Genomic DNA, 14,661 nt, shown 5'->3' with positions numbered 1-14,661 from the left:
CGGAATGTGGCGTAGAGTTTGCGTCATGACTCGACGACTTGCTGAGGTGGCGAAGAAGGTCGGCGTCAGTGAGGCGACCGTGAGCCGGGTGCTGAACGGCAAGCCCGGCGTGTCCGAGGCGACCCGGGAAGCGGTGCTCACCGCGCTCGACGTGCTCGGGTACGAGCGGCCGACCCAGCTGCGCGGCGACCGCGCAAGACTTGTCGGCCTGGTCCTGCCGGAGTTGCAGAACCCGATCTTCCCGGCGTTCGCCGAGGTGGTCGGCGGTGCGCTGGCGCAGCAAGGTTTCACCTCCTTGCTCTGCACCCGGACGGTCGGCGGCGTGTCCGAGGCGGACTACGTCGACCTGCTGCTCCAGCAGCAGGTGTCGGGCGTCGTCTTCGCGGGTGGTTTCTACGCCCAGGCCGATGCGCCGCACGCGCACTACGAGCTGATCCAGGAGCGCAAGCTGCCGACCGTGCTGGTCAACGCGGCGGTCGACCACCTGGGCTTCCCGCAGGTCTCCTCCGACGACTTCGTCGCCGCCGAGATGGCGATAGGGCACCTGCGCGCGCTCGGCCACCAGAAGATCGGGCTGGTCCTGGGCCCGCGCGACCACATCCCCTCGCGGCGCAAGCTCGAGGCGTTCATGGGGTCGCCCGAGGCGGACCCGGCGCTGGTCGAGCACACGATGTTCTCGCTCGAGGGCGGCCACGCGGCCGCGACCCGGCTGGTCAAGCACGGCGTCACCGGCATCGTCTGCGCCAGCGACATCCTCGCCCTCGGCGCGATCCGCGCCGTCCGCCGGGCCGGCCTGTCGGTGCCCGACGACGTCTCGGTGATCGGGTACGACGACTCCGCGATGATGAACTGCACCGACCCGCCGCTGACCACGGTCCGGCAGCCGATCGACGCGATGGGCCGGGCCGCCGTGGACATGCTGGTCGCGCTGATCGAGCGGGCCGCCGTACCGGCCGACGAGCTGCTCTTCGAGCCCGAGCTGGTCGTCCGCGCGTCGACCGCCCGGCTGCGCACCGCCGTCACCGCCTGACAACGAAAGTCAGCCGCACCAACAGACAGTCATCGAACGACCACCAAGGGTGGAGCAGGCCACAGCCTGCTCCACCCTTTTGCTGTACCCGTGAGTTCCGCAACAAAGTCTCGTTTTTGCAACTAGTGATCGAAGTATTGCGCACATCCGGTCGGGTTGCCTACGGTACGGACCACATCAAGGGGCGGGACTCGCCCTCGGCCGTACCGAGGAAGGGCAGATCGATGAGGACAACGAGCCACCGCAGGGCACTCGGCCTGTTGCTCGTCGCGGGACTGGGGCTGACGGCCGCGTCCTGCGGATCGGGGGATGACGAACCGGCCGCGCAGGGCACCGGCGGCGCCGACCAGAAGGTGACCATCACCGTCGGCTGCCAGCCGCCGAAGAGCAACCCGAAGGAACGGGCCGGCTGGGACGAGGACGTCGCGGAGTTCCAGAAGGCGCACCCGAACATCACGATCCAGAGCAAGGACGCCTTCCCCTGCATCAACCCCGACACCTTCCAGGCGAAGCTGGCCGGCGGCACCCAGGAGGACGTCTTCTACGTCTACTACACCGACGTCCAGAAGATCATCAAGGCCAAGCAGGCCGCCGACATCAGCGAGTACGTCGGCAGCGTGAAGGCCCTCAACGACGTCCGCGCGGATGTCAAGGGCGTCTTCAACGACGGTGACAAGACGTACGGCGTACCGCGCAACAACTACAACATGGGCCTGGTCTACAACCGCAAGCTGTTCACCCAGGCCGGGCTGAACCCCGACGCCCCGCCGAAGACCTGGGCCGAGGTCCAGGAGGCGGCCAAGAAGATCGCCGGGCTCGGCGCCGGCTACACCGGCTTCGGTGAGTACTCCGCCGGCAACACCGGCGGCTGGCACTTCGCGGCGTCGCTGTACGCCCGCGGCGGCTCGATGGTCAGCGAGGACGGCAAGTCCGCGGCGTTCAACAGCGCCGAGGGCAAGGCCGTGCTGGAGAACCTCAAGCAGATGCGCTGGAACGACAACTCCATGGGCAGCAAGCAGCTGCTGCAGTGGGAGGACCTGATGCGCATGATGGGCTCGGGCAAGCTCGGCATGATGATCGGCGCGCCGGACGTCGTGCAGTCGGTGAACAACGACTTCCAGGGCAAGTTCGAGGACTACGGCGTGACGGCCGTGCCGGAGTCCGAGGGCAAGGCGTCGCTGTCCGGCGGTGACGGCTACATGTTCAACCCGAAGGCGTCGCCGGAGAAGATCAAGGCCGGTCTGGCCTGGCTCGAGTTCCACGAACTCACTCCTGGTAAGGGCCAGTTCAACTACGAGCGCGCCAAGGCCCAGGGCCGCCCGGTCGGCCTGCCGATCCCGGACCTGTACGGCGACACCGCGCCCGGCAAGGAGATCACCGCGCTGCGCAAGCAGTTCGCCACCGTGCCGGTCGACCACTTCACGCCGTACGTGACCGCGCAGGCGAGCATCACCAACAAGCTCGAGCCGCCGAAGGCGCAGGAGCTGTACGCCGTGCTCGACGTGGCCATGTCCGCGGTGCTGACCCGCAAGGACGCCGACATCGACAAGCTGCTCTCGGACGCCGAGGGCAAGGCGAACAAGATTCTCGCCAAGAACACCTGATGGCCACAGTCACCGCCAAACCGCTGGTGCGCCGCTCCCCGAACCAGGGGGCGGCGCGCCGCGCGGTCGGCCGGAACCTCACGGCGTACGGGTTCCTGTGCGGGGCGTTGATCTGTTTCGCCTTCTTCTCCTGGTACCCGATGATCCGGGAGATCGTGCTGAGCTTTCAGCAGACCAACTTCGTCGACCCGCCGCAGTGGGTCGGCCTGGAGAACTTCCGGACCGTGTTCGCCGACCCGGCGTTCCGGTCCGCCTGGCTGAACACCGCGGCGTTCAGCGGACTGGCCCTGGTCGTCGGGTACGTCATCCCGTTCGTGCTGGCCGTCGTCCTGAACGAGCTGCGGCACGCCAAGGCGTACCTGCGGTTCGTCGTCTACCTGCCGGTGATGCTGCCCCCGGCGGTCGGGGTGCTGCTGTTCAAGTGGTTCTACGACCCGGGCGCGGGCCTGTTCAACCAGGTCCTCGACGTCTTCCACATCCCGCCGCTGGCCTGGCTGGACTCGACCAGTACGGCGCTGATCTCGCTGGTGATCGTCTCGACCTGGATGAACCTCGGCACCGGCACGCTGATCTACCTGGCCGCGCTGCAGTCCATCCCGGGTGACCTGTACGAGTCGGCCGAGCTCGACGGCGCCGGCTTGTTCCGCCGGGTCTGGCACGTCACCGTGCCGCAGACCAAGCTGATCCTGCTGGTGATGCTGCTGCTCCAGATCGTCGCGACCATGCAGGTCTTCATCGAGCCGTACCTGCTGACCGGCGGTGGCCCGGAGAACGCGACCGTGACGGTGGCCTACCTGATGTACCAGTACGCCTTCAACTTCGGCGACTTCGGTGGCGGTGGTGCGCTCGGCCTGATGCTGATGGTCGTGCTGCTGGTCTTCTCCGCGTTCTACCTGCGCGTCTCGCGTGACAACGAAGGTGGCCGATGACAACCACGCTGCAACCCCAACCGGTGCTCCCGGCAACCACCCCGGAGCCTACCCAGCAGGTGAAGAAGCGACGCAAGGGTACGGCGTACGAGACCCGCACGCTGGTCTCGCCGCTGTCGCTGCGGACCTGGCACGGCAAGCTGGTCTACTGGACCGTCCTGGTCGTCGTGGTGGTCGGCTTCACGATCGCCTTCGTGTTCCCGCTGTACTGGATGGTGACCGGTGCGCTGAAGTCACCGGACGAGCTGGCCCAGATCCCGCCGAGCTTCTTCCCCAAGGAGTACGACTTCGGCGTCTACCAGGAAGCCTGGGATCAGCTGCAGCTCGGCGTCTTCCTGCGCAACACCGCCCTGTACGCCGGGGGAGCGTGGCTGTTCACGCTGCTCGTCGACGTCACAGCGGCGTACGCGCTGTCCAAGCTGCGGCCGTTCTTCGGCAAGCTGATCCTCGGCCTGATGCTGGCGACGCTGATGATCCCGCCGATGGTGCTGCTGCTGCCGACGTACCTGGTCGCCAAGGACGTGCCGCTGTTCGGCTTCAACCTGCTGAACACCCCGTGGGCGATCTGGTTGCCTGCGGCAGCGAACGGGTTCTTCATCTTCCTGCTCAAGCGGTTCTTCGACTCGATCCCGCGCGAGCTGCTGGAGGCGGCCGAGATCGACGGCGCGTCCCCGGTCCGGATCCTGTGGTCGATCGTGCTGCCGGTGTCCCGGCCGATCCTCGGCGTGGTGTCGATCCTGTCGGTCGTCACGGTCTGGAAGGACTTCGTCTGGCCGCTGCTGGTGCTGCCGGAGACCGACAAGATGTCGATCAGCGTCGGCATCGCGTCGCTGTCCGCGCAGATGCCGCAGAACGTGCTGATCGCGGCCCTGGTGATCGCGTCGTTGCCGACGATCCTGGTCTTCTTCGTGTTCCAGCGCAGCATCATGGCGGGTCTGACCGCCGGCAGCCTCAAGGGCTGATCCCCCAACCCAACCCTAAGGAGAAGCATGTCGGAAACATGGTGGCGCGGCGCCGCGATCTACCAGGTGTACCTGCGGAGCTTTGCCGACGGCAACGGTGACGGGATCGGCGACCTGGCCGGCCTGCGCGCGAAGCTGCCCTACCTGGCCGACCTCGGCGTCGACGCGATCTGGCTGAACCCGTGGTACCCGTCCCCGATGGCCGACGGCGGGTACGACGTCGCCGACTACCGCGCGATCGAGCCCAGCTTCGGCACCCTGGCCGAGGCCGAGGCGTACATCGACGAAGCCCACGCGCTCGGCATCAGAACGATCATCGACATCGTGCCGAACCACGGCTCGGACCAGCAGGACTGGTTCGTCCAGGCACTGGCGGCCGGTCCCGGGTCTCCGGAGCGTGAGCGGTTCCTGTTCCGCGCCGGTCGCGACGGCGGGCTGCCGCCGAACGACTGGCAGTCGATCTTCGCCGGGCCGGCGTGGACGCAGGTGCCGGACGGGGAGTGGTACCTGCACCTGTTCGCGCCCGAGCAGCCGGACTTCAACTGGCGCAACCCCGAGGTGGTCGAGGAGTTCCACGCGATCCTGCGGTTCTGGCTGGACCGCGGCGTCGACGGCATCCGGATCGACAGCGCCGCCGTCCTGTTCAAGGACCTCGACAGCGTCGAGGAGTCCTACACCGACCACGACGAGGTGCACGAGGTGTACCGCGGCTGGCGGGCGATCACGGACGCGTACGAGGGTCGCTTCCTGGTCGGCGAGATGTGGATGCCGGACCAGGAGCGGTTCGCGCTCTACCTGCGCCAGGACGAGATGCAGACCGCGTTCAACTTCGACTTCCTGTCCCGGCCGTGGGACGCCGACGAGCTGCGGGCCTCGATCGACCTGACGCTGACCACGCACGTCCCGATCGGCGCGCCGCCGACCTGGGTGCTGTCGAACCACGACGTCACACGCCCGGTCACGAAGTACGGCCGCCCGGACACGTCGTTCTCGCACCAGGACCGCAAGCACGGCATGCCGACCGACCTCGTCCTCGGCGAACGCCGGGCCCGCGCCGCCGCCCTGCTGGCGATGGCGTTGCCCGGCGGCCTGTACGTCTACCAGGGCGAGGAGCTCGGCCTGCCCGAGGTCGAGGACCTTCCCGACGCGTTGCTGCAGGACCCGATCTTCGCCCGCTCCCACGGCACCGACCGCGGCCGCGACGGCTGCCGCGTCCCGATCCCGTGGTCGGGCAAGGAACCCCCGTTCGGCTTCGGCACCGGTACGCCGTGGCTACCGCAGCCCGCTGACTGGAAGAACCTCACCGTCGAGTCCCAGCAGGCCGACCAGAACTCGATGCTCGCCCTCTACCGCGACGGCCTCGCGATCCGCCGTACGGAACTGGGCGACGGCACCCTCACCTGGCTCGACTCCGACCCCGGGGTCCTCACCTTCAGCCGGGACTCGGGCCTGACCTGCATCGTCAACCTGACCGCCGACTCGATCGAGCTCCCCGCCGGTGAGGTCCTCCTGACCAGTTCCCCGCTGGAGGAAGGCCGCCTCCCCTCGGACACCACGGCCTGGATCCGCTGAGTCCATTCCGGACGTCCGAAGAACCCGAGGCCATGACCTCGGGTTCTTCGGACGTTGCGGTCAGGAGGACAGCGGGGTGAAGCGGCGCAGCCGGAGGCTGTTGGTAACGACGAAGACCGAGCTGAACGCCATCGCCGCGCCGGCCAGCATCGGGTTCAACAGGCCGGCCGCGGCCAGCGGGATCGCCGCGACGTTGTAGGCGAAGGCCCAGAACAGGTTGCCCTTGATCGTGCCCAGGGTTCGCCGGGCCAGCCGGATCGCGTCCGCCGCCGAGCGCAGGTCGCCGCGTACCAGCGTCAGGTCGCTGGCCTCGATCGCGACGTCCGTCCCGGTCCCCATGCTCAGCCCGAGGTCGGCCTGGGCCAGCGCCGCCGCGTCGTTCACGCCGTCGCCGACCATCGCCACGACCCGGCCCTCGCTCTGCAGCCGCTTGACCACGTCGACCTTGTCGGCCGGCAGCACCTCGGCGATCACGTCGTCGATCCCGACCTCGGCGGCAACCTTGCGAGCGACCGCCTCGTTGTCGCCGGTCAGCAGCACCGGCTTCAGGCCGAGCGCCCGCAGCTGCTCGATCGCCTCCGCCGAGCTCGGCTTCACGGTGTCCGCGATCACCAGCACGGCGCGCGCCTTGCCGTCCCAGCCGACCGCGACCGCCGTACTGCCCTCGGCCTCGGCGTGCTCCTTGGCGTGCGCGAGCTCCGCCGGCAGGTACTGGCTCCACTCTTCCAGCAGCCGCGTCCGTCCGACCAGTACGGCGTGACCGTCCACGATCCCTTGCACACCAAGGCCTTCGACGTTCCCGAAGTCCTCGACCGAGGGCAGCTTGCCCAGCTCGTCCAAGGCGCCCCGGGCAACGGCCTGCGCGATCGGGTGCTCGCTCGAGTGCTCGAGCGCCCCCGCCAGCCGCAGTACGTCGGCCCGCTGTTCCCCCTCGGCCAGCAGTACGTCGACCAGTTCCATCCGCCCGGTCGTCACCGTCCCGGTCTTGTCCAGGACGACGGTGTCGATGCGCTGCGTCGACTCCAGCACCTCCGGGCCCTTGATCAGGATCCCGAGCTGCGCGCCCCGGCCGGTCCCGACCATCAGCGCGGTGGGCGTGGCCAGCCCGAGCGCACACGGGCAGGCGATGATCAGAACCGCGACCGCCGCGGTGAACGCCACCTCGACCGCCGACCCGTTGCCGAGCCAGAACCCCAGCGTCAGCAGCGCGAGCCCGATCACGATCGGCACGAAGATCCCCGAGATCCGGTCGGCCAGCCGCTGCACGGCCGCCTTGCCGTTCTGCGCGTCCTCGACCAGCCGCGCCATCTGCGCGAGCTGCGTGTCCGCGCCGACCCGGGTCGCCCGGACGACGAGCCTTCCGCCGGCGTTCACGGTGGCGCCGACGACCGCGTCGCCCTCGCCGACCTCGACCGGGACCGACTCGCCGGTCAGCATCGACGCGTCGACCGCGCTGCTCCCGGTGACGATCACGCCGTCGGTCGCGACCTTCTCACCCGGCCGGACCACGAACTCGTCGCCGACGACCAGCTGGTCGGCCGGGATCCGGTGCTCGGCGCCGTCCCGCAGTACGGCGACGTCCTTCGCGCCGAGCTCCATCAGCGCCTTCAGCGCCGCGCCGGAGCGACGCTTGGCGCGGGCCTCGAAGTACCGGCCGGCCAGGATGAACGTCGTCACGCCGGCCGCGACCTCGAGGTAGATCTCCTCGGTGCCGCCGCCGCGCGACGGGATCAGCGTGAACGGCATCTTCATCCCGGGCTCGCCGGCCCCGCCGAGGAACAGCGCGTACAGCGACCACAGGAACGAGCTGAGCACGCCCAGCGAGATCAGCGTGTCCATCGTCGCGGCGCCGTGCTTCAGGTTGGTCCACGCGGCCTTGTGGAACGGCCAGGCCGCCCACGTCACGACCGGCGCGGCCAGTGTCAGCGACGCCCACTGCCAGAAGTCGAACTGCAGCGCCGGAATCATGCCCAGGGCAATCACCGGTACGGCGAGCGCGATGCTCGCGTACAGCCGTTCCCGGAGGGGCTTCAGCTCGTCGAGCTCTTCTTCGTCCTTGGTGTCCGACGGCGGCGCGGGAAGCGCGGCGGTGTAGCCGGTGGCCTCGACGGTCGCGACCAGGTCGTCGGTGCTGACGCCGTCGGCGTACGTCACCTTGGCCTTCTCGGTGGAGTAGTTCACCGTCGCGGTGACGCCGTCCATCCGGTTCAGCTTCTTCTCGACCCGGGCGGCGCAGGAGGCGCAGGTCATGCCACCGATGATGAGCTCGACGGACTGCCCGGTTTCCGGGGTTGTCATGAGTTGCCTCCTCTCAGTGGCCGTGCGGAGTGGTGTCGTGGCCGGGGGTCGTGCTGCTGCTCGGCAGCGTGGTCGGCGGGACGATCGCCGTCCCGTCGGCGTCCACCGTCACGGTGAACTCCGCGGTGTGGACCGCGCCGGCGTGCTGGAAGTCCAGGAACAGCGAGTACGTGCCGGCGGTCGGGAAGGTGGTGCCGAAGGTGATCCGCGGCCCGCCCTTCATGCCCGGCTCGGCGTGTTCCGACGGGTGGTTGTGCAGGTACGCGAGGTCGCCGCTGCGCAGCGACACCAGGTGGCCGAAGGCCCCGAGGTAGGGCTGCAGGTCGGTGACCGGCTTGCCGTTCCTGCTGACGGCGAAGGTCAGCTCGGACTCCTTGCCCGCCTGGGGTTTCCCGGCCAGCGTCACGTCGTACCCGTGGATGCTGAACACGCTCGACGGCTTGCTGAGCGGGACCGGGATGTAGAGGCCGGAGACGTTCACGTCGGTGCCGAGGGTGAGGGGCTGGTCGTGCCCGGCCGGCTGGAAGTCGGCGTACAGCCGCCAGGTGCCGCCCGCGGTGAACGTGAACGGGATCGTCCAGTTGCCTGCGGCATCCATCGTCGGGTGCACGTGGTGGAAGCCGGACAGATCACGCCGTACGACGATCAGGTGCAGGTCCTTCTCGTGCGTCTTGGTGAACTCGGTGACGGGCTTGCCGTCGGGGCCGGTGATCGTGAAGCGCAACGGGGTCTTCTGGCCGGGCTGGAAGAAGGTGGTCGCGGGGACCAGTGTGTAGCCGGACTGGGACACCGCGAGCCCGGGCGGCTGAGCGCTCGCGTCGCCGTGGCCCTCGCCGTGACCGCCGGCCGGCTCCTCGGCCATACCTTCCATGCCCGGGGAACCGGCCTTCTCCTGCGTCGGTTGGGCTGCCGCGATCGGGTCGACCGCGGAGCCGATCGCGAAAGCACCGGCGAACGCCAGCACGAGCACGCCGGCGAACGCGCCGAGCCGGAGCGCGACAGCCCGGCTCATGCCGTCGCGCCCGTCAACTCGTAGCCCGCCTCGTCGACGGCCTCGCGAACGGCGTCCTCGTCCAGGGCGGACTCACTCGTCACCTGGACGGCCGACGTGCCGCCGGCGTTCAGGTCGATGCTGACGTTCTGCACGCCCGGGAGCTTGCTGAGCTCCTCGGTCACCGCGGCGGTGCAGTGGCCGCAGGTCATCCCGGACACGGCGTACGTGGTGGTGGTCATCGTGGGTTCTCCTTCAGAGGTTTCCGGGTGTGTTTCAGCTACGGACGAGCCGGGCGATCGCGTCGGAGGCCTCGCGGACCTTCTCCTCCGCCTCCGCGCCGCCCCGCTGGGCGGCCTCGACCACGCAGTGCGAGAGGTGCTCGTCGAGCAGCTCCAAAGAGAACGACTGGAGCGCCTTCGTCGCCGCCGAGACCTGGGTCAGGATGTCGATGCAGTACTTGTCCTCCTCGACCATCCGCTGCAGTCCCCGGACCTGCCCCTCGATCCGCCGCAGCCGCTTGAGGTGACTGGACTTCTCGCTGGTGTAGCCGTGCACGTGCTCGGCGCCCGCATCGGTCGGCTGGTCGGTCATCGTGGCCCTCTTTCCCTCACTGCTACCCCCTAGGGGTATCTCGACGCCTCGTAAGTTACCCCCTTGGGGTATCAGATGCAAGCCTTGGCACATACCCGGTAGGGGTAATTCGGCTCACGGGTCGCGGGCGGTGGACCAACCGAACTGACAGTCTGTGCGTCTCATCGCGTGACGAACGCGATCCATCGCGGGCTGTGAGCAACAGGCCGTGGGCAACGAGAAGGGGTGGCATGACGGACCTGGCGATCAGTACGCGGGGCCTGCGGAAGACGTACCGGACCCGGCGGGGCAAGCGGGTGGTCGCCGTGCAGGGGCTCGATCTGGACGTTCCGGTCGGGGGCGTGCACGGGTTCCTCGGGCCGAACGGTTCGGGCAAGACCACCTCGATCCGGATGCTGCTCGGGCTGATCCGCGCCGACGCCGGGGCGATGGCGCTGTTCGGCCGGCCGGTCCCCGAGCACCTGCCCGAGGTGGTGTCGCGGGTCGGCGCGATCGTCGAGTCGCCGAAGTTCTTCCCGGCCTTCACCGGCCGCAAGAACCTGGAGCTGCTCGCCGACGCGATCGGCGCGCCGCGCAGCCGGGTCGGCGAGGTGCTCGACGAGACCTCGCTCGGTGAGCGCGGCAAGGACCGCTTCAAGACCTACTCGCTCGGCATGAAGCAGCGGCTGGCGATCGCCGCGACGCTGCTCAAGGAGCCGGACCTGCTGATCTTCGACGAGCCGACCAACGGGCTCGACCCGGCCGGCATCCGGGAGATCCGCGAGACGATGCGCTCGCTCGGCGAGCAGGGCCGCACGGTTCTGGTCAGCAGCCACATCCTGGCCGAGGTCGAGCAGGTCGCCGACACCGTCTCCATCATCGGCCACGGCCGGCTGCTCGCCTCGGGCTCGGTGGCCGAGGTGATCGGCAGCACCGGCAAGTCGACCGTGAAGCTTGCGATCGGCAACCAGCAGGCGGCGACCGCCGTACTGACCGAGGGCGGGCTCACGGTCCGTGCCGAGGGCAACTACCTGTTCGTGGACGGCGCGGAGGACCCGGCCGACATCACCCGCCGGCTGGCCCAGCGCGAGCTGTACGTCGCCGAGCTGGTCCCGGTCCGGGCGGACCTGGAGTCGGTGTTCCTGGAGCTGACGGCCGACGAGGGGCTGGCCGCTGACGAGACCACGGGAGGCAAGCGGTGATCCGGCTGACGGGAGTCGAGCTGCGGCGGCTGGTCGCGCGCCGCCTGGTGATGCTCGGCGTGGTCGCGGTGCTCGGCGTCACGGTGCTGATGCTGGCCGCGACCTGGTGGAACTCACGTCCGCTGTCGGCCGCGGAGCAGCAGAACACCAAGGTCCAGTTCGAGCAGGCGCACGCGGACTGGGTGAAGAACCACGACAAGTACGACAAGGAGTGCCGCGACAGCTACGCCGACCAGCCCGAGCCGAAGCCGCCGGTCGAGGAGATGTGCACCTACTCCGAGCCCAAGCTCGAGGAGTGGGGCAAGCCGCAGACGGTCTTCACCGAGCTGATGCCGAGCCTGCTGCAGGGATCGTCGTACCTGCTGGCGTTCGCCGCGTTCCTGATCGGGGCGAGTTTCGTCGGGGCGGAGTTCAGCAGCGCGTCGATCGGGAACTGGCTGACCTTCGAGCCCCGGCGGATGCGGGTCTACGGCAGCAAACTCGTCGCGGTCGCGGTCGGCATGGTGCCGGTCGCGGTGGTGACGCTGGCCCTGCTGCTCGCCGGGACCTACCTGATCGTCTCGCAGATGGGCGTGACGACCGGCACCACCGGCAAGGTCTGGGGCAACCTGCTGGAGACGTCGGGCCGGACGGTCGTGCTCGCGGGCGTGGCCGGCGCGCTCGGCGGCGTACTGGCGCTGCTGCTGCGGCACACGGCGGCCGCGATCGGCGTGATCATGGGGTACGCCGTACTGGTCGAAGGCATCTTCGGCAGTGTGCTCGCGTCGGCGCAGCCGTGGCTGGTCCGGCTGAACTTCGACGCCTGGGTGCTGCACGGTACGACGTACTGGGTGCAGAAGTGCAAGACGATGGGTGACGGCTCCTACACCTGCGAGCAGGTCGAGAAGTCGCTCAGCTTCGAGCACGGCGCCTGGTACCTGGGCATCGGCGCGGTCGTGCTGGTCGTCATCGGTGCGCTGGTCTTCAACCGGCGGGACGTGACCTGACGCCAGTTGCTGTACGACAACGCCGGCCCCGGGTTCGCACCCGGGGCCGGCGTTTCGTCGTACTGGCGTGACGGTCAGGCCGTCAGGCGCTCCTCGGTCGAGGCCGAGAACAGGTGCAGCTTGTCGGTCTGCGCCTCCAGGTGGATCAGCGAGCCCTTCTCGACGTTCATCCGCGCGCCGATCTTGGCCACGATCTGCTGGTGGTTGCCGTCGTGCTCGGCGGTCCCGTACAGGAACGCGTCGGCGCCCAGCTCCTCGATCACGGCGACCTTGACCGGCAGGCCCTGGTCGGCGACCTTGAAGGCCTCCGGCCGGACACCGATCGAGACCGTCTTGTCGTTGCCGGCCTTGGCCAGGATGTCGCGGGAGACCGGGATCGTGTAGTCGCCGAGCTTGGCGCCACCCTCGACCAGGTCCGCGGTCAGCAGGTTCATCGCGGGCGAGCCGATGAAGCCGGCCACGAACAGGTTCTTCGGGTTGTCGTACAGGTTCAGCGGGGTGTCGACCTGCTGCAGCAGACCGTCCTTCAGCACGGCGACGCGGTCGCCCATCGTCATGGCCTCGACCTGGTCGTGGGTGACGTAGACGGTCGTGACACCGAGACGCTGCTGGAGCTCGGCGATCTGCGTACGGGTCTGGACCCGCAGCTTGGCGTCGAGGTTCGACAGCGGCTCGTCCATCAGGAAGACCTGCGGGTTGCGCACGATGGCGCGGCCCATCGCGACGCGCTGGCGCTGACCACCGGACAGGGCCTTCGGCTTGCGGTCCAGGTACTCCTCGAGACCGAGCAGCTTGGCGGCCTCCTGGACGCGCTTGGCGCGGTCCTCCTTGGAGACACCCTGCATCTTCAGCGCGAAGCCCATGTTGTCGGCGACCGACATGTGCGGGTAGAGCGCGTAGTTCTGGAACACCATCGCGATGTCGCGCTCTTTCGGCGGACGGTGCGTGACGTCGCGGTCGCCGATGTAGATGGAGCCCTCGTTGACCTCTTCGAGGCCGGCGAGCATCCGCAGCGAGGTGGACTTGCCACAACCGGACGGGCCGACGAGGACCATGAACTCGCCGTCCTCGATCTCGAGGTTGAGCTTGTCGACAGCGGGCTTGTCAGAACCGGGGTAGACCCGGGTCGCCGCCTTGAAAGACACAGTAGCCATGACTGTTCGCTCCCTTCACCGGCAGGAACGTGCCGGACGATCCGTAGTAAAGGCCCCCGGGCGGGGGTGCGCCCATCCTCACCTGCCCGGCTGCTCCTGACAAGGTTTACGGCGGAAGAGGTGTCCACACTGTTCACCTTCTGGACAGGTCTGCGCAGTCCGAGTCTGCAAGATCTTGCAGGTTCTTGCTGCAAGGTGCAGCCCGGATCGGTAGGGTGACCGGTCGTGAGCAGCAGAGCGAGGCTGGCGGACATCGCGGCCAAGGCGGGGGTCAGCGAGGCGACGGTGTCCCGGGTCCTGAACGGCAAACCGGGCGTGGCCGAGGAGACCAGGCAGTCGGTCCTGACCGCGCTGGACGTCCTGGGCTTCGAACGGCCCACCCGCCTGCGCCGCCGCTCGGCCGGCCTGATCGGCCTGGTGATGCCGGAACTGATCAACCCGATCTTCCCGGCCTTCGCCCAGGTGATCGAGTCGGCGCTGTCCCAGCGCGGCTTCACGCCGGTCCTGTGCACCCAGTCGCCGTCGGGCGCGAGCGAGGACGAGTACGTCGAGATGCTGCTCGAACGCGGCGTCTCCGGGATCATGTTCGTCTCCGGCCTGCACGCCGACACCGGCGCCGACCATGCCCGGTACCAGGCGTTGGTCGACCGCAACCTCCCGGTCGTCTTCGTCAACGGCTGGCTCCCCGGCGTGGGCGCGCCCTTCATCTCCTCCGACGAGTACGCCGCGACGGAACTGGCCGTCTCGCACCTGGTCGCGCTGGGGCACCGGCGGATCGGCTTCACCTCGGGCCCCGAGCGCTTCATCGTCGTACAGCGCAAACTCGCGGGCTTCCGCACGGCGCTCAAAGCCCAACTGGGCATGTCCGACGACGAGATCAACCACCTGGTCGAACTGAGCGTCTTCGGCGTCGAAGGCGGCCAGGCCGCAGCCCAACGCCTCCTCGACATCGGCGCCACCGCCGTCATCTGCGGCTCCGACATGATGGCCCTCGGCGTCATCCGAGCCGCCCGCCAACGAGGCCTCTCGGTCCCCACCGACCTCTCGGTAGTCGGCTACGACGACGCCCCGATGATGGAGTTCACCGATCCCCCGATGACCACAGTCCGCCAACCAGTCCAAGCCATGGCGCTGGCCGCGGTCCAATCCCTCCTGGACGAGGTCCGAGGCCACGCCACACCCCGCACGGAATTCCTCTTCCGCCCCGAACTGGTAGTCCGCAACAGCACGGGCCCAGTGCGGGGATAGGGAAAGGGCAAGAAGAGCAAGACAAAGAAAGAACAGACAGTGCGCTAGGTCCGCAGCGGTCGAGGTTGTGCCGCGCGCTGTGGTTGCGCCTACGGGGCTGCCGTGCGACGAT

13 protein-coding genes are annotated in these 14,661 nt (G+C 68.7%); 8 read left to right on the top strand and 5 right to left on the bottom strand.

Going from position 1 to position 14,661, the window contains the following annotated elements:
• Positions 1 to 25 precede the first annotated feature (25 nt).
• The 5 genes from ABD235_RS18490 (at position 26) to ABD235_RS18470 (ending at position 6,097) form a co-directional block, all read left to right on the top strand.
• A complete protein-coding gene (locus tag ABD235_RS18490; protein ID WP_344175548.1) occupies positions 26 to 1,030 on the top strand; it encodes a LacI family DNA-binding transcriptional regulator in 1,005 nt (334 codons plus the stop codon).
• A gap of 224 nt (positions 1,031 to 1,254) precedes the next feature.
• Positions 1,255 to 2,634, top strand: coding sequence for an ABC transporter substrate-binding protein (locus tag ABD235_RS18485; RefSeq protein ID WP_344175546.1), 1,380 nt, complete (start codon positions 1,255 to 1,257; stop codon positions 2,632 to 2,634).
• Complete coding sequence (locus tag ABD235_RS18480; RefSeq protein ID WP_184802803.1) at positions 2,634 to 3,563, top strand: carbohydrate ABC transporter permease; 930 nt, start codon at positions 2,634 to 2,636, stop codon at positions 3,561 to 3,563. The genes ABD235_RS18485 and ABD235_RS18480 overlap by 1 nt, the downstream gene beginning before the upstream one ends.
• A complete protein-coding gene (locus ABD235_RS18475; protein ID WP_344175541.1) occupies positions 3,560 to 4,525 on the top strand; it encodes a carbohydrate ABC transporter permease in 966 nt (321 codons plus the stop codon). The genes ABD235_RS18480 and ABD235_RS18475 overlap by 4 nt, the downstream gene beginning before the upstream one ends.
• A gap of 27 nt (positions 4,526 to 4,552) precedes the next feature.
• Complete coding sequence (locus ABD235_RS18470; protein WP_344175539.1) at positions 4,553 to 6,097, top strand: glycoside hydrolase family 13 protein; 1,545 nt, start codon at positions 4,553 to 4,555, stop codon at positions 6,095 to 6,097.
• A gap of 60 nt (positions 6,098 to 6,157) precedes the next feature.
• Here ABD235_RS18470 and ABD235_RS18465 read toward each other — a convergent pair whose 3' ends face one another.
• The 4 genes from ABD235_RS18465 to ABD235_RS18450 are packed head-to-tail and all read right to left on the bottom strand — an operon-like array spanning position 6,158 to position 9,980.
• The gene (locus ABD235_RS18465; RefSeq protein ID WP_344175537.1) at positions 6,158 to 8,395 is read right to left on the bottom strand and encodes a heavy metal translocating P-type ATPase; all 2,238 of its coding nucleotides are present in this window, start codon (positions 8,393 to 8,395) and stop codon (positions 6,158 to 6,160) included.
• Positions 8,396 to 8,408: 13 nt separating this feature from the next.
• Positions 8,409 to 9,407 carry a hypothetical protein gene (locus ABD235_RS18460; RefSeq protein WP_344175535.1) on the bottom strand — a complete coding sequence of 333 codons (999 nt, stop codon included), beginning with the start codon at positions 9,405 to 9,407 and terminating at the stop codon, positions 8,409 to 8,411.
• Positions 9,404 to 9,628 carry a heavy-metal-associated domain-containing protein gene (locus ABD235_RS18455; protein WP_344175533.1) on the bottom strand — a complete coding sequence of 75 codons (225 nt, stop codon included), beginning with the start codon at positions 9,626 to 9,628 and terminating at the stop codon, positions 9,404 to 9,406. Before ABD235_RS18455 ends, ABD235_RS18460 begins: the two co-directional genes overlap by 4 nt.
• Before the next feature lie 34 nt (positions 9,629 to 9,662).
• Entirely contained in the window at positions 9,663 to 9,980 is a 318-nt protein-coding gene (locus tag ABD235_RS18450) for a metal-sensitive transcriptional regulator (protein WP_425553143.1), read from the bottom strand.
• Positions 9,981 to 10,210: 230 nt separating this feature from the next.
• Between ABD235_RS18450 and ABD235_RS18445 the strand changes: the two genes are divergently transcribed.
• Together ABD235_RS18445 and ABD235_RS18440 are read left to right on the top strand one after the other, a co-directional pair.
• Positions 10,211 to 11,161 carry an ABC transporter ATP-binding protein gene (locus ABD235_RS18445; RefSeq protein ID WP_344175531.1) on the top strand — a complete coding sequence of 317 codons (951 nt, stop codon included), beginning with the start codon at positions 10,211 to 10,213 and terminating at the stop codon, positions 11,159 to 11,161.
• The gene (locus ABD235_RS18440; RefSeq protein WP_344175528.1) at positions 11,158 to 12,147 is read left to right on the top strand and encodes an ABC transporter permease subunit; all 990 of its coding nucleotides are present in this window, start codon (positions 11,158 to 11,160) and stop codon (positions 12,145 to 12,147) included. The genes ABD235_RS18445 and ABD235_RS18440 overlap by 4 nt, the downstream gene beginning before the upstream one ends.
• Positions 12,148 to 12,221: 74 nt before the next feature.
• Here ABD235_RS18440 and ABD235_RS18435 read toward each other — a convergent pair whose 3' ends face one another.
• Positions 12,222 to 13,301, bottom strand: coding sequence for an ABC transporter ATP-binding protein (locus tag ABD235_RS18435; protein WP_344175526.1), 1,080 nt, complete (start codon positions 13,299 to 13,301; stop codon positions 12,222 to 12,224).
• 225 nt (positions 13,302 to 13,526) lie between these two features.
• Between ABD235_RS18435 and ABD235_RS18430 the strand changes: the two genes are divergently transcribed.
• Positions 13,527 to 14,549 carry a LacI family DNA-binding transcriptional regulator gene (locus ABD235_RS18430; protein ID WP_344175524.1) on the top strand — a complete coding sequence of 341 codons (1,023 nt, stop codon included), beginning with the start codon at positions 13,527 to 13,529 and terminating at the stop codon, positions 14,547 to 14,549.
• Positions 14,550 to 14,661 lie beyond the last annotated feature (112 nt).

The organism is Kribbella lupini, assembly GCF_039529595.1.
GTDB classification, from domain to species: Bacteria; Actinomycetota; Actinomycetes; order Propionibacteriales; family Kribbellaceae; genus Kribbella; species Kribbella lupini.
The sequence above is the reverse complement of the archived record's forward strand: the minus strand, read 5'-3'. Positions and strand labels throughout refer to the sequence as shown.

Bases quoted from the DNA above. Each gene is read 5' to 3' on its own strand.
- ABD235_RS18490 (WP_344175548.1), top strand. From the start codon at position 26: ATGACTCGACGACTTGCTGAGGTGGCGAAGAAGGTCGGCGTCAGTGAG.
- ABD235_RS18485 (WP_344175546.1), top strand. From the start codon at position 1,255: ATGAGGACAACGAGCCACCGCAGGGCACTCGGCCTGTTGCTCGTCGCG.
- ABD235_RS18480 (WP_184802803.1), top strand. From the start codon at position 2,634: ATGGCCACAGTCACCGCCAAACCGCTGGTGCGCCGCTCCCCGAACCAG.
- ABD235_RS18475 (WP_344175541.1), top strand. From the start codon at position 3,560: ATGACAACCACGCTGCAACCCCAACCGGTGCTCCCGGCAACCACCCCG.
- ABD235_RS18470 (WP_344175539.1), top strand. From the start codon at position 4,553: ATGTCGGAAACATGGTGGCGCGGCGCCGCGATCTACCAGGTGTACCTG.
- ABD235_RS18465 (WP_344175537.1), bottom strand. From the start codon at position 8,395: ATGACAACCCCGGAAACCGGGCAGTCCGTCGAGCTCATCATCGGTGGC.
- ABD235_RS18460 (WP_344175535.1), bottom strand. From the start codon at position 9,407: ATGAGCCGGGCTGTCGCGCTCCGGCTCGGCGCGTTCGCCGGCGTGCTC.
- ABD235_RS18455 (WP_344175533.1), bottom strand. From the start codon at position 9,628: ATGACCACCACCACGTACGCCGTGTCCGGGATGACCTGCGGCCACTGC.
- ABD235_RS18450 (WP_425553143.1), bottom strand. From the start codon at position 9,980: ATGACCGACCAGCCGACCGATGCGGGCGCCGAGCACGTGCACGGCTAC.
- ABD235_RS18445 (WP_344175531.1), top strand. From the start codon at position 10,211: ATGACGGACCTGGCGATCAGTACGCGGGGCCTGCGGAAGACGTACCGG.
- ABD235_RS18435 (WP_344175526.1), bottom strand. From the start codon at position 13,301: ATGGCTACTGTGTCTTTCAAGGCGGCGACCCGGGTCTACCCCGGTTCT.